Origin of the sequence: Stenotrophomonas sp. P2112 (assembly GCF_041897515.1) — a bacterium.
Lineage (GTDB): Bacteria > Pseudomonadota > Gammaproteobacteria > Xanthomonadales > Xanthomonadaceae > Stenotrophomonas > Stenotrophomonas sepilia.
Genome location: NZ_CP169216.1, coordinates 3,732,351 through 3,750,864 on the forward strand (window position 1 = coordinate 3,732,351; position 18,514 = coordinate 3,750,864).

Here is an 18,514-nt window from a genome sequence, read left to right on the forward strand (position 1 = left end):
ATCCCCGCAGACGCAACCGGCGACCGGATCCGGTCGGTACCTGCGCGGCTGCCGCTCCCCAGTGGCAGTTCCCCGCGCTCCCTGTACCCGTTGGATCAGTACTGCTCCCGCCCGACGCCCCCTCGCGCTGCATCGATTGACGGCGCGCCGTGCCGAACGGGCCGCCATTGTGCAGGCCGATTACGACAAGTCCATTGATCAAGATCAACGCAGTGTAAAAATGTGAACCAGATAACGTTTTTCGCGGACTTTGGTCGGAGAGCGTGTTGCGTCGCATTGTTGTGAGAACGCTTCCACAACGGGCATTGCGCAGCGCCAGGAAGTCTCCGGCCAACGGCGCAGCCCCTCGTGGGTGGTGTCTGGGTGGTCGCAGAAAGCCGGATTGCTGAGAGCTGACCGGGTGGGTGGGCAGTGCGGGGACGCCGTGAACCCATCCATGGGGGCTTGGCCGCGGCATCCATGCCGCGGACACCCCGCACTGCCCACCCACCCGGCCGCTGACAGTTTTCGGGCGCGTTCACCCACGGAGAAGAAAAGAGAAGATCAAAAGCAAAAGCGGTTTGGCGGGTCGCTTCATTGCCTTGTGCGGAGCCGAGCCATGCTCGGCTCACGAGCAAGCGCAGCGCCGTGACCCGCTTTTGATTTTCTCTTGCTTCTCCGTGGGTGGCAGACCGCCAAAATCTGTCAGAGGGCGGTCGGGTTGGGTACGCGGGGGTGTCTGATCTGGCCCCCTGAAAACGGACGCCATGAAGCCGTTTCAGGCGGCAGCCCGGAGCTGCCGGGCGTAGTTGTTAGGCGAGTGGTAGCCCAGCGCCGAGTGTAGCCGGGCTGGATTGTAGAAGCCGTGGATGTAAGCAGCGATGCACTGGCTGGCTTGTTCCCTACTGGCGTAAGGCTCGGCAGCCTCTTCTGTCTTGAGCGTCGCAAAGAAGCTCTCGGCCACCGCGTTGTCCCAGCAATTGCCAGGCCGGCTCATGCTTTGGACCACGTCATGGGACTGCAGCAGCTGGCGAAACTCGTTCCCCCAGTACTGCCCACCACGATCTGAATGGAAGATCAGGCCGGGTCGTTGTGGATGCAGAGCCCAGGCATTGGCAAATGCTTTCACCACCAGCTCTTCAGTCAGACGCTTGGAAACGCTGTAGCCCAGCACCTGCCGGGTCTGGACGCTGATGACCACGGCCAGATGCAGCCATCCCTGGCGGGTGGGGACATACGTGATATCCCCGACCCACGCCGTCGGTCCGGTTCCGGGGGCAAATTGCCGATCCAGCAGGTTGGGGGCGAGCTGAGATGAGCCGCCGGAGGACTTGGGTCGGAATCGGCCTTTGGTCTTGCCCTGGATTCGCTCCTCGGCCATTAACCGTGCCACGCGCTTGTGGCCGACTGGATGATTCCTGGCTCGTAAGGCCCTGACCAGCCGACGTCGCCCATAACTGCGCTTGCTGGTCACATGAATGGCCCGAAGCTCGGTACGCAGGGCCGAATCGGCATCGCACGCTTGGGCACATTGCCGACGCAGGTAATCATGGAATCCAGAGACAGAAACCCCAAGAACCCGACACAACAACCTGGTCGGGTAGTGAGTCCTTTGACTGGCGACGAAGGCGTACCTCACTTGGACTCTCTGGCAAAGAACGCCGCCGCTTTTTTTAGGATTTCCCGCTCCATCTTCAGATTGGCGTTCTCGGCCCGAAGGCGGCTGATCTCGCTTTCCAGGTCGGTGGTTGGCCTGCGAGCCTCAGAGGTCAGAGACCGGCCAGCACGGACCGCGTCAAGCCAATTTGCCAGCGTCTTGACCGACATCTCCAGCTGACGGGCTGCTGCGGCAGGCCCGAGCGACTCGGCCAACTCCACGGCTTGGTGCTTGAACTCATCGGTATAGCTACGACGGGTGATACGGGACATAAGGGACCTCCAAGTGCGATCAAAGTATCGCTTCTTGGCGTCCGCTGACGGGGGGCCAGATCAGTCAGCCGCATGGATGCGGCTGCCAAGCCTCCAGGGACGGATTCACGGCGTCCCCCGCGTACCCAACCCGACCGGCCCACCCGCCGCTTCTGCTTTCCGCGACCACCCAGACACCACCCACGAGGGGGCTGCGCCGTTGGCTGGAAACGCTATCCCCCGTGCACGGGCCGATGCCCGCGTACCGCCATCACCAGCCCGATGCCGGCCAACAGCGAAACCGCCGAGGTCCCGCCATAACTGATCAGCGGCATCGGAATGCCCACCACCGGCAGCAGGCCGGAAATCATTCCGCCGTTCACCAGCACGTAGACGAAGAACGCCAGCCCCAGGCTACCGGCCAGCAATCGCGCGTGCGTGTCGCGCGCGTGCACCGCAATCCACAGGCAACGCCCCACCACGAACAGGTACAGCGCGAACAGCGTCGCCACGCCGATCCAGCCAAACTCTTCGGCCAGCACCGAGAACGCAAAGTCGGTGGTGTACTCGGGCAGGAAATCGAGCGTGGCCTGTGTGCCCTGCCCCCAGCCACGTCCTTGCCAGCCCCCGGAACCGATCGCGATGCGCGATTGCAGGATGTTCCAGCCGGTACCAAGCGGGTCGGCCGCCGGGTCGAGGAAGGTCAGCACACGATCCTTCTGGTATTGCCGCAGCAAGCCGAACCACGCCAGGGGTGCAGCCACTGCCAGCCCTGCCGCCCCGGTCGCCAACCAGCCCCAGTGCAAGCCAGCCAGCAACAACGCGAACACGCCACTGGCAGTGACCAACGTGGCGGTGCCGAGGTTGGGCTGCATGAGGATCAACACCGCCGGCACGCCGATCAGCAGCGCGGCGGTCAATACCGTGCGCGGCGAGGGCGGCAGTGGTTGCCGATGCAGGTACCACGCCATCATCAGCGGCAGGCTGAGCTTGAGCAGCTCGGACGGCTGCAGGTAGAACACGCCGAGGTTCAGCCAGCGCTGCCCGTACTTGCCGGTGCCGATGACGTACACCGCCATCAGCGGCAGCATCGACAGCGCGTAGATCGCAGGGGTCCACGCACGCAATCGCAGCAGCGAAACACGCGACAGCAGCCACATCGCCAACAGGCCACCGGCAAAGCGTGCCGCCTGCCCGGCCACCGGGCCGGACACGCTGTGCAGCACCGCCAGGCCGGCGCCCATCAGGATCAACAACGCGCCCAGCAACGGCAGATCGATCGTGCGCAGCGCCTCACGGCAGCCGCCAGGCAGTCGTTTCCATTTCACGCGGGCACGGTAGCAACGGGGGCTTGCGTGAAGCTGTCAGGGTGCTCCTGCTCTCCGTAGCCGAGCTGCGGGGTCAGATCCCTTTTTCCTGTGGAAAAAGGGATCTGACCCCGACGCCGGACTCAACCGTAGCCGCCGTGCACTGGATTGTGGCTGCGCACCGCCATCACCAGCCCGAAACCGGCCAGCAGCGACACCGCCGAAGTACCACCGTAGCTGATCAGCGGCATCGGCACGCCTACCACCGGCAGCAGGCCGGAAATCATCCCGCCATTCACCAGCACGTAGACGAAGAACGCCAGGCCGGTGGCACCCGCCAGCAGGCGCGAATAGGAATCGCGTGACTGGCTGGCGATCCACAGGCAACGCCCGATCACCACCAGGTACAGCGCCAGCACGGTGGCCACGCCGATCCAGCCGAATTCCTCGCTCAGCACCGAGAACGCGAAGTCGGTGGTCTGCTCGGGAATGAAGTTCAGGTGCGACTGCGAGCCTTCGCCCCAGCCCTTGCCATCGAAGCCGCCGGAACCGATGGCGATCTTCGACTGGATGATGTTCCAGCCGGCGCCAAGCGCGTCCATCTCCGGGTCCAGGAACATCATGATGCGGTCCTTCTGGTACGGCCGCAGCAACCAGAACCAGGCCACCGGCGCGACCGCAGCCACACCGCCCACGCCCAGCCCAACCCACCACCACGGCAGGCCCGCCAGCAGCAGCACGAACACGCCGCTGGCGGCGATCAGCACGCCAGTACCGAAGTCCGGCTGCAGCATCACCAGGCCGGTGGGTACGCCGATGATGATCAAGGCCACGAGCACGGTACTGAAGCGCGGCGGCAGCGGCATCTTGTGCAGGTACCACGCCACCATCATCGGCAGGCTCACCTTCAGCAGCTCGGCCGGCTGCAGGTAGAAGAATTTCAGGTCCAGCCACTGCCGGCCATATTTACCGGTGCCCAGCACGAACACCGCCAGCAGCGGGATCATCGAGATCGCGTAGATCATCGGCGTGGCCGAGCGGATGCGCAGGATCGGCACCCGCGAGATGCCCCACAGTGCGGCCATGCCCACCGCGAAACGCGCGCCCTGCGCCATCACCAGGCTGTCGCCACCAGCGCTCTTCAGGGTCGCCAGGCCAATCACCATCAGCGCGCCCAGGGCCAGGCACAGCACCCAGTCCAGCGTGCTGAAAAAGCGGCGCAGCATGTCGCCGGCCCAGCGCAGGAACACTCTCATCGTGCAGGCTCCGCAGGGGCCGGGCGCGGCGTGGCTGGCAGCGCGGCGGCCGGCGCACCCGGCTGCGGCGCAGGCGCCGGCTCGGGTGCGGGTGCACCAATCAGCACCGGATGCTCTCCCACCTGTGCAGCGGCGAGGTCACCGGCCTGGCGCGCGCCCGCGTCTTCGTTGTCGAACGCGGTGGCGCCGATGGCGGTGGTGCCGCGCTCGCTGTCCAGCGGCTGCATGCCTTCGGGCATCTTGCCCAACAGGTAAGCGTCGAACACCTTGCGTGCGATCGGTGCCGCGGCCGAACCACCATAGCCACCACCTTCCACTGCCACCGCAATTGCGATGACCGGGCTGTCCGCCGGCGCAAAGCCGACGAACAGTGCGCGGTGACGCAGATGCATCGGCAGGCTCTTCGGATTCACGGCGGCGGTGCCCTTGCGGCTGATGACCTGTGCGGTACCGGTCTTGCCGGCCATCACGTACGGCGCACCGACGGCCACGCGCCAGCCGCTGCCGCCGGGCCGCATGGTTGCCATCATGCCCTCGCGCACGGCCTGCACGTTGTTGGGATTGGGGCTGACCGGCTTGCTCTCGCCGGGCGGCATCGCCGTCCAGTCGCTGTCGAAGCCTTCGCGCTGCTGGATCACCAGGTGCGGGGTGCGCAGCTGGCCGTCGGCCAGGCCGCTGACGCCGCGCGCCAGCTGCAGCGGGGTGACCTTCCAGTCACCCTGGCCGATGCTGATGTTGACCGTATCGCCGGGATACCAGGCTTCCTTGCGGCTCTTCCGCTTGTAGGCGGGCGACGGCAGGATGCCGCCGATCTCGCCGGTGAGGTCGATGCCGGTCGGCTGGCCGAAGCCGTAGTACTCCATGTAATGGTCGAAGCGCTCGATGCCCAGGTCCAGCGCCAGCTTGTAGTAATAGGTGTTGACCGACTCCGCGATGGACTTGCGCAGATCAGTCCAGCCGTGGCCGCCACGGTGGGCGTCACCCCAGCCGCGCGAGGTGCCCGGCAGGTAGAACATGCCGGTGGAGAGCACCTTGTCTTCCGGGCGGCGCACGCCGGAGTCCAGTCCCGCCAGGCCGATCAGCGGCTTCAGCGTGGAACCGGGAGCGACGCCACCGAGCACCAGGCGGTTGAACTGTGGCCGCGACGGGTTTTCGTTCAAGGCCTTGAAGTCGGCATGGGAAATGCCGTTGACGAACAGGTTGGGGTCGTAGGACGGCAGGCTGACCATCGCCAGCACTTCGCCAGTGCGCGGATCCATCGCCACCGCCGAACCCTCCTGGTCGCCGAACGCGGCCACCATCGCGCGCTGCAGGTCGGCGTCGATCGACAGCCGCAGGTCGGCACCGGACTGCGCGGCGACGCGGCCGATGGTGCGGATCGCGCGACCCTGCACGTTGGTCTCGACCTGCTCGTAGCCGACCTTGCCGCGCAGCTGCTGCTCGTAATAGCGTTCCAGGCCGGACTTGCCGATGTGGGTCAGCGCGGCATTGCCTTCGCCGAGGATCTCCAGATCCTTGTCATCAACGCGGCCGACGTAGCCGATGATGTGCGCGAACAGATCGCCATAGGGATAGCGCCGGGTCAGGTAGGGTTCCAGCTCGACCCCCGGGAAACGCCAGCGGTCGACGGCAAAGCGCGCCATCTCCTCGTCGCTCATGCGCAGCTTCAGCGTGACCGGCAGGAACTTGCGGCGCGCCTTGCGCGACCTGTTGAATGCTTCCAGCTCTTCCGGGCTGATGCTGATGATCTTCGCCAGCCCTTCCAGGGTGGCATCCATGTCCTTGACCTTGTCCGGAGTGACGTCCAGGCGGAAGGCCGGCACGTTTTCGGCCAGCAGGCGACCGTTGCGGTCGTAGATCATGCCGCGCCCTGGCACCACCGGCCGCGGCTTGATGCGGTTGGCTTCCGAGCGCGTGGCGTACACGTCGTGGTCCAGCACCTGCAGCTTGAAGTACCAGCCGCCCAGGCCCAGCAGGCAGACCAGCACGCCCAGGAAACCCAGCGCCGCACGGCGGCGGAACTGTTCGGCTTCGGCGTGCGGGTTCTTGACCTGGCGGCGCGGGATCATGGCTCAGCGCCCGCGCTTGCCGAAGCGCACCGCGTCCAGCAGCACGAACACCAGCGGCCACAGGCCCATGCCCAGCAGAGGCGCCCACCAGTACGACCAGGGCAGGGTCGGCTCATCCACCACGATGTGGACCAGCGCGCTGACGATGCGATCGTTGAACAGCAGGCCGCCGATGGCCAGCATCTGCTGGGACATCGGGAAGAAGCGGATGCGGGCACGGAAGCGCTGCAGGATGAAGGCCAGCATTACCAGCCGCAGTGCCTGTTCGCCCAGCACGCCGCCGTACAGCAGGTCGGCCACCACGCCGCTGGCAAAGGCGATGCCCAGGCCGACGCGCTCAGGAGCTTCGATCACCCAGTACGCCAGCACCAGCGCCAGCCAGTACGGGCGCAGCGGCTGCAGCAGCGCCGGCAGCGGCAGCAGGCCCAGCAGCAGCGCCACCACCAGGCTGGCCGGCAGCACCCACGGGTTGTCGCGCAGGCGGCTCATCGCTGGGCCTCCGGCGTGGTCGGTTGCCGACCAGCGGCCGGCACTACCGTGGATCCAGCTGGGGGAGAGCCCCCCTCTTGTTGAGGCGCGGGGTTAAGGGAGGATGCGGGGGCAACAGTCCTCGTCTGCGACGAGGGCTGTTGCCGGCCAGCGACCGGCGCTACCGGGGAGCTGACCGGAGCTGGCGTCGTTGCCGCTGGCGCGGCTCCCGCAGACACGCTGGCGCCGGTGGCCGGGCCCCCCGGGGCGGTTTCTTCCAGCTGCAGGCGCAGCTCCGGCGGAATGCGGATCGCCGCGCCCGGGCGCAGCAGCAGCACGTCGCGGCCGCGGTCGAGCTGGGCCGCCGGCTTCAGTTCGCCGACCAGGAAGGCGTGGGTGTCGTCCGGGCGCAGGCCGGTGATGGTGCCGACCGGGAAGCCGGCCGGGAAGCGCCCGCCGAGGCCGGAGGTGACGATCTCATCGCCCACTTCCACGCCGGCGCTGAGCGGGATGTCGCGGAGTTCCAGTGTGTCGCCGCGGCCATAGACGATCAGGCGCACGCCGTTACGGGCCACGGTGACCGGCACCGCGTGGTCGGGATCGGTCAGCAGCAGCACGGTGGAGGTGCCACCGGTGACGCTGATCACCTGCCCCATCAAGCCGCCGGCGTCGATCACCGCCTGGCCGACGTGCACGCCCTCGCGGCTGCCTGCGTCGAGCACCAGGCGCTGCTTCACCGGGTCCAGGTCGATGTCCAGGATCGGCGCCAGCTGCACGTCCAGGCCACTGCGCTCGGCCACGTTCAGCAGTTCGCGCAGCTGGGCGTTGTCCAGCGCGGCGGTCTGCAGGCGAGTCAGGCGCGCGTTGGCCAGCAGCAGCTGGTTGCGCAGTTCACGGTTTTCGGTGACCAGCTGTGTATGGCTGGCGGCGGAATCCTTGACCTGGTTGCCGAGCTTGCCGGGCAGGCCAGCCAGTGCCCACACCGGCTGTACCAGGCTGTTGGCCTGCTCGCGCAGGCGTGCCAGCCAGCCAGCCTGGTCATCGAGCACGATCAGGGTGATGGCCAACGCGAGATAGGCCAGCAACCGCAGGGGGCTGGCGGCATCACCGGATCGGGAGGCGACGGGAGGACCGGCGTAGGGCGGCACGGCAACGATTCAACTGGCAGAAGGCGGAAGGGAAACACGCGGGCGCCCCGCCGGTGCCGGCCCGCCATCACGGCGGGCCGCACCCCGGAAGGGCGCGGCGGGCAGGAACGGCCGGGACGGCTTATTCCGGCGCAAAGAACTCGTTGCCGTGCATGTCCACCAACTCCAGCGCACGACCGCCACCGCGCGCCACGCAGGTCAGCGGGTCGTCGGCCACCTGCACGTGCAGGCCGGTCTCCTCGGAGATCAGGCGGTCCAGGTCGCGCAGCAGGGCGCCACCACCGGTCAGCACGATGCCGCGCTCGGCGACGTCGGCGCACAGTTCCGGCGGGGTCTGCTCCAGCGCCAGCTTGACCGCGCTGACGATGCCCGACAGCGGTTCGTGCAGGGCCTCGAGCACTTCGTTGGAGCTGATCTTGATCATCTTCGGCACGCCCTCGGCGAGGTTGCGGCCGGAGATTTCCATCTCGATCACTTCCGCCTGCGGGTAGGCGCAGCCCAGCTCGACCTTGATGCGCTCGGCGGTGGCTTCACCGATCAGCATGCCGTGGTTGCGGCGCACGTAGTTGGTGATGGACTCGTCGAAGCGGTCGCCGCCGATGCGGACCGAGGCCGAATAGACGATGCCGTTGAGCGAGATGACCGCCACTTCGGTGGTGCCACCGCCGATGTCGATGACCATCGAGCCACGGGCTTCGGTGACCGGCATGCCGGCGCCGATCGCGGCGGCCATCGGTTCTTCGATCAGGAACACGTCACGGGCACCGGCTTCCTCGGCCGATTCCTTGATCGCGCGGCGCTCGACCTGGGTCGAGCCGGCCGGCACGCAGACCAGGACGCGCGGGCTCGGGCGCAGCACGCGCGACTTGTGCACCTTCTTGATGAAGTGCTTGAGCATCGCCTCGGTATAGGTGAAGTCGGCGATGACGCCGTCCTTCATCGGGCGGATGGTGGTGATGTGGCCCGGGGTACGGCCCAGCATCTGCTTGGCTTCGGCGCCGACGGCTGCCACCGAGCGGGTGCCACCGATGGCACGGTCCTGGCGCACGGCCACGACCGACGGCTCGTTCAGCACGATCCCCTGCCCGCGCACGTAGATGAGGGTGTTGGCCGTGCCCAGGTCGATGGACAGGTCGTTGGAGAACATGCCACGGAGTTTCTTGAACATCTGAGGAAGGAGTCCTGAGGGGTGTCGTGCCCGCCGCGGGATGGCGAAAAAATGGGCAGAAATCGAGGCCGACAAGCCTAGCAACCCGCCTGCCGCCGAGCAAGGAAAAAACTAGCTGAACCCGCGTCTTCACAGGCTTTCGGCCTGATCGGGTCTCACCCGGTTCTGGCCCTGAGCGGCACCAGCGGGTAACCTTTGCGCCGTCGGGCGCCCAAGGGCGCCGTTTGCTTGCCCGCTGAACCGGGCCGGCCCACCCCAAAATTCACCGCATAGGCTTACATCGATGTCCGCTCTGATCTGTGGTTCTCTTGCCTTCGACACCATCATGGTGTTCCCGGACCAGTTCAAGAATCACATCCTGCCGGACAAGGTGCACATCCTGAACGTGTCCTTCCTGGTGCCGCGCATGCGCCGCGAGTTCGGCGGCTGCGCAGGCAACATCGCCTACAACCTGCACCTGCTGGGCGGCCAGCCGATCCCGATGGGCACCGTGGGCTCGGACTTCGGCCCGTACCGCGAATACTTCGAAGGCCTGGGCATCGACCTGTCGCGCGTGCGCGTGATCGATGAGCTGTTCACCCCGCAGGCATTCATCACCACCGACCACGACAACAACCAGATCACCGCCTTCCACCCGGGCGCGATGATGCGTTCCTACGAGAACCACGTGCGTGGGGTGCCGGGCGTCACCCTGGGCCTGGTCGGCCCGGACGGCCGCGAAGGCATGATCCAGAACGCGCAGGAATTCCACGAAGACGGCATCCCGTTCATCTTCGACCCGGGCCAGGCCATGCCGCTGTTCAACGGCCCGGAACTGCGCGCCTTCATCGAGCAGGCCGACTACGTGGTGGTGAACGACTACGAGTCGAACCTGCTGCAGGAGCGCACCGGCTGGGACGAGAAGGAGATCGTCAGCCGGGTCAAGGCCTACATCACCACCCGTGGCCCGAAGGGCGCGGTCATCCACACTCCGGAAAAGAGCTACGACATCCCGCCGGCGCACGAGCGCCGCGTGGTCGACCCGACCGGCTGTGGCGACGCCTTCCGCGCAGGCCTGATCTACGGCATCCAGAAGGGCTACGACTGGCTGACCATCGGCCGCATGGGCAACCTGATGGGCGCACTGAAGGTCGAGCATCCGGGCACGCAGAACCAGCGTTTCACCTTCGATGAGTTCAACGAGCAGTTCAAGCAGCAGTTCGGTTACGCGCTGGGCGCGTAAGCCGAACTGCCCGCGCATTCCACCTTATCCCCGCGCCTTCGGCGCGCCCCCTTGAACAACAAGGGGGCTTTGCATCCGATGCGCTGCTGGGAATGCTGTGGGTAGGTGTCGACCTGGGTCGACACTGCCGGCCAGCGGCCGGCACTACCGGAACTTCCGACCGACACGTTGCCTGCTCTCTGTAGAGCCGAGCCCATGCTCGGCTTGCGCGCGCCGGTCATGCGGCCTGCCAGGCGGCCAGCAGCGCGCGGCAATCGGCGAAATGCCAGTCGGCGCGGCCCGGCCAAGGGTTCTCTGGCAGGTTGACCAGCACGGTATGCGTGCCGGCCGCACGGCCGCACTCCAGGTCGTAGGCGTGGTCACCCACCATCACCGCCTGCGCAGGCCCGATGCCCCATCGCCGCAGATGCTGCTGCAGGCCCTCCGGCGAGGGCTTGGGCACCGCTTCATCGCGACCAATGATGTCGGCATCGTCGAACAACGCCCCGACCCCGATCGCCTCCAGCGTCAGCTTCGCCAGCGCATGATCATTGCGGGTCAGGATGCCCAGCCGGCAGCCAGCCGCCGCCAGCGCGCGCAGCAGCTTCACCGCACCCGGCGCCGGCAGCGCGTCCTCGGCCAGCGCGCGCTCGTGATCCAGCAACCACTCACGCTTGGCCTGCGCCGGTGCATCCGGCAACGCCGCGATATGGTCGAGGATGTCTTCCTCGGCGGCGATCTCCAGTGCGCGGCGGATCGCGGCGAAATCATGCACGGCTACAGTCAGCGTGCCGTCCATGTCGAACACCCAGTGCCGGATCGCGGACAACGCGTGCACCGCGCTGCCCGTCGCGACCATCACTGCCACCACTGCGGCATGCGGCTGGCGTCGACGCCGCCGGTCTCGAACACCGCCGTACGGGTGCCTCCGGCCTTGACCGGGAACTCGATGCTGATCGACTTGCCCTTGCGCGCCAGTTTCCACAGCGCTTTCTGATCGGTGATGAACAGGGCGATGGCTTCATCGGTCTTCGGGCGCCACGCGGCCATCGACACCGGCTTGCCGTCGTCCACGGTCACTTTCACCGTGCACTGCGGGCAACGGAAATCGCCGGCCTGCAGCACCAGGTAGGCATGCCGCTTCCACTCCGGATGATCGCGGAACACCAGCTGCACCGGCTTGGCGCCGCTGCCATCCACGTCCACCCGTTCCTTGCTGTAGATCTGCGCCGAAACCTGGTTGCCCTTGCTGCCCACCGGGATCTGGTTGTACTGCCACAGCGCCTGCATGCGCCGCAGGTCGCGCGCGGCATCGCCCTTGGCCTTGACCTCGTCGAAGCCCGCGGCGATGCGCTCGGCGGCGGCGGTGTCCTTGTACTGGTCCAGCAGCGAGGCGCCGTGCAGGCGCGCGCGTTCCCAGTCCTGCGCGGCCACGGCCATGTCGTACTGCTTGGCCACGTCTTCGGCCTTGGCCTCCTTCTGCGCCTGCACGGCGGCTGCGGCGGCTTCCTGCGCCTTGCGTTCTTCCTCGGGGTTGCTGCAGGCGGCCAGCGCCAGGGTGCAGGCGGTGAGCAGGATCAGTCGTTTCATGGCGGAGGTCCTTGGTGTTTTCGCTTTTCTGTAGAGTCGAGCCATGCTCGACTGCTGTTGAAAAACCAGTCGAGCATGGCTCGACTCTACAAAAAAAAGCGCCGGGGGATGCCCGGCGCTTCTGCTTACTTGGCTTCAGCCTTGGCCAGCATGTCCTGGACCGAGGCGGTGGTGATCGGGTGGTAGCCCGGCTTGGCCTTTTCGAAGGCCTGCTTGGCCAGCTCCAGCCCCTTCGGGGTCTTCACCAGTTCAGCGTAGATCGGCAGGATCAGCTTGCGACGGCCGACGCGCTCGATGAATGCCGCCGCGCCTTCATTGGCCTGCTCGTAGCCGCTGCGGATCGCCAGCGGGTACCAGCGCATGGCGATCTCGCCATTCGGGGTGCCGGTGAAGTGGAAGGCCTTGTCCAGCGTGGCCAGCTTGTCCAGCGGCTGGGTCGCGCCCAGGCCATCGATGAAGCGCACCCATTCCTGCGTGCTCCAGTCGGCGATGACCTGGCTGCTCGGCACGGTGCCGGCGCTGGCGAAGGCGATGCGCGCGGTATCGACGCTGCTGAAGTTGCGCGACTGCGCCTTGGCCGCGAACGCCGGGATACCCGGCTCGTCCAGCCATGCCTTCAGTTCGGCCTCGGTCACGGCCGACGGATTCTTCGGCAGCAGGTTCTTCTTCATGTAATCGACGAACTGGTCGGTGTTCGCGCTCTGGAAGGCATGGTCATCGAACCAGCCACGCAGGAACGGATCGAAGGTCTCGCGGCCGAAGCGCTGTTCCAGGAACTCCAGGAACCACGAACCCTTGACGTAGGCCACCTGGCTGAGGGCTTCGTCGGGATCACGCTCGTTCAGCGGCGGCAGCGCCAGCGCCTGGTCGGCCGGGCTCATGTCCTTCACTTCGGCCAGCAGGTCGGTCTGGTCGATCTGCTTCTCCATCTCGGCCATTTCCTTGCCGTACAGAGCTTCGGTGATGCGGCCCTGGACGTAGGTGGTGAAGCCTTCATTGAGCCAGATGTCCTTCCAGCTGGCGTTGGTCACCAGGTTGCCCGACCAGCTGTGCGCCAGTTCGTGGGCGACCAGCGAGACCAGCGACTTGTCGCCGACGATCACGGTCGGGGTGGCGAAGGTCAGGCGCGGGTTCTCCATTCCACCGAATGGGAACGACGGCGGCAGCACCAGCATGTCGTAGCGGCCCCAGCGGTATTCGCCGTACAGCTTCTCGGCGGCACCGATCATCTTCTCGGTGTCTTCGAATTCCTTGGCGGCCTTGTTGACCATGGTCGGCTCGGCCCAGACGCCGGAGCGGCCGGAGATCGGCTCGAACACCAGGTCGCCGGCGGCGATGGCCAGCAGGTAGGACGGAATCGGCTGCGGCATCTTGAAGGTGTAGTCACCATCACGCGCGGCCTTCGGATCGTTGTCGGCGCTCATCAGCACCATCACGTCCGGGCGCGAGACCACGTGCGCGCTGTAGGTGAAGCGCACGCTCGGGGTATCCTGCAGCGGCACCCAGGAACGGGCATGGATGGCCTGCGACTGGCTGAACATGAAGGGCAGCTTCTTGCCCTCGGTCATCGACGGCGCCAGCCACTGCAGGCCCGAGGCGGTCGGTGCGGTGTGGTAGGTCACTTCCACCTTGGCCGGCTGCTCCGCAGCCTCGATGGTCAGCTTGCTGCCGAACACCTTGTCGGCCGGGGCCAGTTCGAACTTCAGCGGGCTGCGCGCGCCGTCGGCGGCAACGGCCTCGACCTTGGACACGGTCAGCTCGCGGGTGTCGAGCACCAGCTGCCTGGCGTCCTTCTGTTTCCATTCCAGGGTGTAGGTGGCGGTACCGCCGATCTGCTTCTGGTCGAAGTCCAGCTTCAGATCCAGCGCGATGTCCTTGATGACGACCTTGTCCGGCTCGGCGTACGAGCTCTCGTCGTGGCTGCGGTTCTCGGCGTTCACGGGGGCGGCAGGGGCCTTTGCGGCAGTCGGGGCGGCGGCGGGCGCGGCCGCCTCCTGGGAGCAGCCGGCGGCCAGGGCCACGGCCAGCGGAAGGAGCATCAGCGGATTACGCATGAATCGGGACCGTTACGGGGATCAAACCCCAATGGTACCTCCCTCGGGCCCGGCAGGCGTTGCGCGGTGCGGGGTAATGGCGGGCACAGCGCCGGTAGTGCCGGCCGCTGGCCGGCAACCCCGTCGCCCGGTGGTTGCCCGCGCAGGTGCCGGCCAGCGGCCGGCACTACCGGAACACCGGGCCTACAGCTTGTAGCCGGAGTGGATCGAGACGATGCCGCCGGTCAGGTTCTTGTAGTGGCAGCGCTCGAAGCCGGCCTGCCCCATCATCGCCTTCAGTTCGTCCTGCGGCGGATGCTTGCGGATGCTCTCGGCCAGGTACTGGTAGCTGTCCGAATCGTTGGCGAACAACTTGCCCAGCCTGGGCAGGATCTTGAACGAGTGGAAGTCGTAGATCGGCTTGAACCAGTCGGCAGTGACTTCGGAGAACTCCAGCACGCGGGCCTGGCCGCCCACCTTCAGCACGCGGTACATCTCGCGCAGGCCGGCGTCCTTGTCGGTCACGTTGCGCAGGCCGAAGGCAATGGTGACCAGGTCGAAGCTGTTGTCCGGGAACGGCAGGGCTTCGGCGTTGCACTGCACGTAGTCCAGGCCAAGCACCAGGCCGCGGTTGGTCAGGCGGTCGCGGCCGACCGACAGCATGCCGGCGTTGATGTCGCCCAGCACCACCGAGCCCTCGGCGCCGACGCGTTCCTTCAGCAGGGCGGCGATGTCGCCGGTGCCGCCGGCCAGATCGAGCACGCGGTCGCCCGGCTTCACCTGCGCGGTCGCCACGTAGTAGCGCTTCCACGCCCGGTGCACGCCCAGGCTCATCAGGTCGTTCATCAGGTCGTAGTTGCGCGCGACCGAGGTGAACACCTGGCCGACCAGCTTCTGCTTGTCCTTGGCGGCGACGTCGCGGAACCCGAAATGGGTGGTACCGGCTTTGTAGGGGGATTCGCTCATGGCCCCGATTATCGCACCGCCGGGGGCCAGCGGCACCCCCTGCCCGTATCATGGCGGGCCACGACTGACCGGAGCCCCCGCATGATCACCACGCCCGACTACCAGGCCCTGCTGCAGACCGCCATCGCCGAAGCCCGCCAGGGCCTGGCCGAGGGCGGCGTGCCGATCGGCGCGGCGCTGTACCACAACGACGGCCGCCTGCTCGGCTGCGGCCACAACCGCCGCGTGCAGGAAGGCGACCCATCGGTGCACGGCGAAACCGACGCCTTCCGCAAGGCCGGCCGCCAGCGCCGCTACCAGGACACCATCATGGTCACCACCCTGGCGCCGTGCTGGTACTGCTCGGGTCTGGTGCGCCAGTTCAACATCGGCACCGTGGTGGTGGGCGAATCGCGCACGTTCCAGGGCGGCATCGACTGGCTGCGCGAGAACGGTGTCAACGTGATCGACCTCGACAGCCAGGAATGCGTTGACCTGCTGGGTGGCTTCATTGCGCAGCATCCGGAGATCTGGAATGAAGACATCGGTGAATAAGCACCGTGCAACGTGTCGTTGAACCCGTTTAATGAACGCTTCAGCGCGGGCACGTTCTAGTGCCCGCAGCGTTTGCGGCCGATGCCGTGAACCCGTGCACAGTCAGCTGCGCTGCGTGCATACACTGCGGTAACACCCCACCCGGCCGAGGCGCCTAGGGTGGGGTTACCGGGGTCCCTTTCCCCGGCGGAGCCAGCCATGTGCGCGCACGCCGTACGTCCCCCGCCCGACCCGATCCTCGATGCCATCCGCGAGCGCCTGCAGCAGCAATATGCACTGCACCGGCGCGGCGCGCTGTTCTGGACTGCCTATCAGCACATGCAACTGGAGCTGGTCCGCCGCCACCCGCTCGACCAGGAGCGCCTGTGCAATGCGATGGCCGACATGGCCGAGGACCTCGGTGCGGTCGAGCATGCGCAATTGATCGGCAATCGCCACGCCGGCTCCACATCCCGCTGACGCGGCATGCACCGCCACATACGCCACACTCCGATGAACCCCCACTCCCTTTCCACTCAACCGAACTGGATTGTCATGCACGCTGAAGTCCCCACCATTCCTCCGGTCATCAACGTAGACGCCGAGCTTGACCACTGGCGCCGCCAGCATGCCGAAGGCGCACTGCCGCACAACTCGTTCGGCTCGTACGTGCCGTGGATCAAGTTCGCCTGCGATTCGCTGATCACCCAGCCGCGCGCCAGCGAGGCCGAACGTGACGAGATGTTCCAGACCCAGTACGCCCTGCAGATCATGCCGCGGCTGAGCGAAGCCCAGGCCCGTGAGTTCGTCGACCGTTGCTGGCAGCACGTCTACCAGAGCAGCCCGGTGCGCAGCCTGCAGGCGCCACGACTGCAGCGCATGCGCGCCTGACCGGCGCTGCACGGCACCTGCACGGGTCACTGCCGATCATCCTCGTCACCTGAGTGGGCACACGACGACGATGAAAGCACGCAACCTGTTCAATACGATCGCCAAGAAGGCCGCGACAGCCACCGGCTCACCGTGGACCTTCCTGGCTGCAGTAGCGATCGTGGTGATCTGGGGCATCACCGGCCCGGTGTTCGGTTTCAACGACACCTGGCAGCTGGTGATCAATACCGGCACCACCATCATCACCTTCCTGATGGTGTTCCTGATCCAGCACACGCAGAACGCCGACACTGCCGCGATGCAGATCAAGCTGGACGAGCTGATCCGGGCGACGGCCGAAGCCAACAATGAACTGCTGGATCTGGAAGAACTGGACGAAGCGCGCCTGGAAGAGATCCGTGCCGAGTACGAGCAGATGGCCCGCGAAGCAGGCGATGCGCTGGCGCGCGTCCGTGCCTGCCATGCGGCGCGGCGCGACGATGAAGCGGTGTAGCAGGCCCCGGAATGACAATGCCGGCCAGCGGCCGGCACTACCATCGATCATCCAGGTAGAGCCGGCCGCCGGCCGGCTTTCTTTCATCCGCGCTCGTGCCAGCCGCCGCCCAGCACCTTGTACAGGGTGATGCGGTTGGCCTGCTGGGCCAACTGCGCCTGCAACTGGGTCTGCTGCGCGTTGTAGGCAGTACGTCGTGCGTCCAGCAGGGTCACGAAGCTGTCCAGGCCGGCGTCGTAACGTGCCTGCGACAGGCGGTTGGCCTGTTCGGCCGCTTCCACCAGGCGCTGCTGTGAACTCACCTGTTCATCCAGGCTGACATTCAACGCCAGCGCATCGGCGGTTTCGCGGAAGCCCACCTGGATCGACTTCTCGTACTGCGCCAGTGCGATATCACGATCAGCGTTGGCGACGGCCAGGTTGGCGCGCAGCTTGCCGCCCTGGAAGATCGGCAGGGTGATCTTCGGCAGGAAACTCCATACGCGGGTGCCGCTGTCGAACAGGCTGGACAATTCGCTGGAGCCACTGCCAATGCTGCCGGTCAGCGAGATGCTCGGGAAGAACGCGGCACGTGCCGCGCCGATGTTGGCATTGGCGGCCAGCAGCTGGTGTTCGGCGGCCATGATGTCCGGGCGCTGCAGCAGCACATCGCTGGGCAGGCCGGCCGGCGGAGGCGCCAGTGCCAGCAACTGCGGTTCGATGCCGTCCGGCAGCAGCGCCGGATCCAACTGGCCACCGGCCAGCAGGGCCAGCGCGTTGCGGTCCTGGGCCAGCTGGCCACGCAGGCGCGCGGCGTCGGTACGCGCGGTTTCCACCAGCGTGCGGGTCTGGGTCAGCTCCAGCGCCGAGCTACCACCACGCTCGTGGCGGGCCTCGGCCAGGCGCAACGAATCCTCGTAGGTCTTCAGCGTGGCATCGGCGATCTTCAGACGCTGGGCATCGGCACCGTAGGTCAGCCACGCCGTCGCTGTCTCGGCCACCAGGCTCAGCTGCGCGTTGCGACGATTGGCAGCTACGGCAAAGTACTGCTGCAGTGCCGCTTCGCTGAGGTTGCGCACGCGGCCGAACAGGTCCAGCTCGAACTCGGCCACGCCGACACCGGCGGTGAACTGCTCGGTGACGCCGGCGTCGGTGCCTTGGCGCTGCATCTGGCCGGTGACGGCCACACCGGGCACGCGGTCGGCGCGCTGTACGCGGTACTGGCCGCGCGCGCGTTCAACGTTGAGCACGGCCACGCGCAGGTCGCGGTTGTTCTGCAGCGACTGCTCGATCACCTGCTGCAGGCGCGCATCGGTGAAGAAGTCGCGCCAGCCTACGGCGGCGACATCGGCCGCCTGGCCCTGTACAGCCTCGGCCGGCCACTGCGCCGGAATTGCCGGAGCGACGGCGGTGTTCTTCGGCACCAGAGTGGAGCAGCCGGGCAGCGCGAGCGCGGCGGCAATGGAAAGGAACAGGGATGCACTTTTCATGGGAATGACTTCCATCGGTACTGCCGGATGGCAGGAGGTAGTGCCGGCCAGCGGC

The 18,514-nt window shown here is 66.7% G+C and carries 18 protein-coding genes; 5 read left to right on the forward strand and 13 right to left on the reverse strand.

Annotated elements, in window-relative coordinates:
• Positions 1 to 757: 757 nt before the first annotated feature.
• The 8 genes from ACEPA4_RS17150 to ACEPA4_RS17185 all read right to left on the reverse strand — a co-directional run bounded on the left by ACEPA4_RS17150 (position 758) and on the right by ACEPA4_RS17185 (position 9,303).
• Positions 758 to 1,618 (reverse strand): IS3 family transposase, encoded by an 861-nt coding sequence (locus ACEPA4_RS17150; RefSeq protein ID WP_065185370.1) that lies wholly within the window; start codon positions 1,616 to 1,618, stop codon positions 758 to 760.
• Positions 1,615 to 1,908, reverse strand: coding sequence for a transposase (locus tag ACEPA4_RS17155; protein WP_032954795.1), 294 nt, complete (start codon positions 1,906 to 1,908; stop codon positions 1,615 to 1,617). Before ACEPA4_RS17155 ends, ACEPA4_RS17150 begins: the two co-directional genes overlap by 4 nt.
• A gap of 212 nt (positions 1,909 to 2,120) precedes the next feature.
• Positions 2,121 to 3,215, reverse strand: a complete 1,095-nt coding sequence (rodA, locus tag ACEPA4_RS17160) for a rod shape-determining protein RodA (RefSeq protein WP_065178035.1) — start codon at positions 3,213 to 3,215, stop codon at positions 2,121 to 2,123.
• A 122-nt stretch (positions 3,216 to 3,337) separates the two neighbouring features.
• Complete coding sequence (gene rodA, locus ACEPA4_RS17165) at positions 3,338 to 4,450, reverse strand: rod shape-determining protein RodA (protein ID WP_139727682.1); 1,113 nt, start codon at positions 4,448 to 4,450, stop codon at positions 3,338 to 3,340.
• Entirely contained in the window at positions 4,447 to 6,519 is a 2,073-nt protein-coding gene (mrdA, locus tag ACEPA4_RS17170) for a penicillin-binding protein 2 (protein WP_065196487.1), read from the reverse strand. Before mrdA ends, rodA (ACEPA4_RS17165) begins: the two co-directional genes overlap by 4 nt.
• Before the next feature lie 3 nt (positions 6,520 to 6,522).
• Positions 6,523 to 7,008 carry a rod shape-determining protein MreD gene (mreD, locus tag ACEPA4_RS17175; RefSeq protein WP_005419400.1) on the reverse strand — a complete coding sequence of 162 codons (486 nt, stop codon included), beginning with the start codon at positions 7,006 to 7,008 and terminating at the stop codon, positions 6,523 to 6,525.
• Positions 7,005 to 8,135, reverse strand: coding sequence for a rod shape-determining protein MreC (mreC, locus tag ACEPA4_RS17180; RefSeq protein WP_065178033.1), 1,131 nt, complete (start codon positions 8,133 to 8,135; stop codon positions 7,005 to 7,007). The genes mreD and mreC overlap by 4 nt, the downstream gene beginning before the upstream one ends.
• A gap of 121 nt (positions 8,136 to 8,256) precedes the next feature.
• Positions 8,257 to 9,303: a rod shape-determining protein gene (locus tag ACEPA4_RS17185; protein WP_005419402.1), complete on the reverse strand. Its 1,047-nt coding sequence runs from the start codon at positions 9,301 to 9,303 to the stop codon at positions 8,257 to 8,259.
• Between the two features lie 283 nt (positions 9,304 to 9,586).
• Between ACEPA4_RS17185 and ACEPA4_RS17190 the strand changes: the two genes are divergently transcribed.
• Positions 9,587 to 10,525, forward strand: coding sequence for a carbohydrate kinase family protein (locus ACEPA4_RS17190; RefSeq protein ID WP_005419403.1), 939 nt, complete (start codon positions 9,587 to 9,589; stop codon positions 10,523 to 10,525).
• Positions 10,526 to 10,742: 217 nt separating this feature from the next.
• Here the strand turns inward: ACEPA4_RS17190 and ACEPA4_RS17195 are convergent, their stop codons facing one another.
• The 4 genes from ACEPA4_RS17195 to ubiE all read right to left on the reverse strand — a co-directional run bounded on the left by ACEPA4_RS17195 (position 10,743) and on the right by ubiE (position 15,093).
• Entirely contained in the window at positions 10,743 to 11,363 is a 621-nt protein-coding gene (locus ACEPA4_RS17195) for an HAD family hydrolase (protein ID WP_005419404.1), read from the reverse strand.
• A complete protein-coding gene (locus tag ACEPA4_RS17200; RefSeq protein ID WP_005419405.1) occupies positions 11,363 to 12,094 on the reverse strand; it encodes a hypothetical protein in 732 nt (243 codons plus the stop codon). The genes ACEPA4_RS17195 and ACEPA4_RS17200 overlap by 1 nt, the downstream gene beginning before the upstream one ends.
• A 125-nt stretch (positions 12,095 to 12,219) precedes the next feature.
• Positions 12,220 to 14,148, reverse strand: coding sequence for a M1 family metallopeptidase (locus ACEPA4_RS17205; RefSeq protein ID WP_065178031.1), 1,929 nt, complete (start codon positions 14,146 to 14,148; stop codon positions 12,220 to 12,222).
• Between the two features lie 183 nt (positions 14,149 to 14,331).
• Positions 14,332 to 15,093 carry a bifunctional demethylmenaquinone methyltransferase/2-methoxy-6-polyprenyl-1,4-benzoquinol methylase UbiE gene (ubiE, locus tag ACEPA4_RS17210; RefSeq protein WP_005419407.1) on the reverse strand — a complete coding sequence of 254 codons (762 nt, stop codon included), beginning with the start codon at positions 15,091 to 15,093 and terminating at the stop codon, positions 14,332 to 14,334.
• Positions 15,094 to 15,174: 81 nt separating this feature from the next.
• On the opposite strand from ubiE, the gene ACEPA4_RS17215 reads away from it, so the two are divergent.
• The 4 genes from ACEPA4_RS17215 to ACEPA4_RS17230 all read left to right on the forward strand — a co-directional run bounded on the left by ACEPA4_RS17215 (position 15,175) and on the right by ACEPA4_RS17230 (position 16,990).
• Positions 15,175 to 15,627 (forward strand): nucleoside deaminase, encoded by a 453-nt coding sequence (locus tag ACEPA4_RS17215; protein ID WP_005411083.1) that lies wholly within the window; start codon positions 15,175 to 15,177, stop codon positions 15,625 to 15,627.
• A 198-nt stretch (positions 15,628 to 15,825) separates the two neighbouring features.
• Complete coding sequence (locus ACEPA4_RS17220; protein WP_065186226.1) at positions 15,826 to 16,086, forward strand: hypothetical protein; 261 nt, start codon at positions 15,826 to 15,828, stop codon at positions 16,084 to 16,086.
• 75 nt (positions 16,087 to 16,161) lie between these two features.
• Complete coding sequence (locus tag ACEPA4_RS17225) at positions 16,162 to 16,497, forward strand: hypothetical protein (protein WP_005411085.1); 336 nt, start codon at positions 16,162 to 16,164, stop codon at positions 16,495 to 16,497.
• Between the two features lie 70 nt (positions 16,498 to 16,567).
• Entirely contained in the window at positions 16,568 to 16,990 is a 423-nt protein-coding gene (locus tag ACEPA4_RS17230; protein ID WP_065186225.1) for a low affinity iron permease family protein, read from the forward strand.
• 83 nt (positions 16,991 to 17,073) lie between these two features.
• Here ACEPA4_RS17230 and smeF read toward each other — a convergent pair whose 3' ends face one another.
• Positions 17,074 to 18,474: a multidrug efflux RND transporter outer membrane subunit SmeF gene (gene smeF / locus ACEPA4_RS17235; RefSeq protein WP_139727684.1), complete on the reverse strand. Its 1,401-nt coding sequence runs from the start codon at positions 18,472 to 18,474 to the stop codon at positions 17,074 to 17,076.
• Between the last annotated feature and the right edge of the window lie 40 nt (positions 18,475 to 18,514).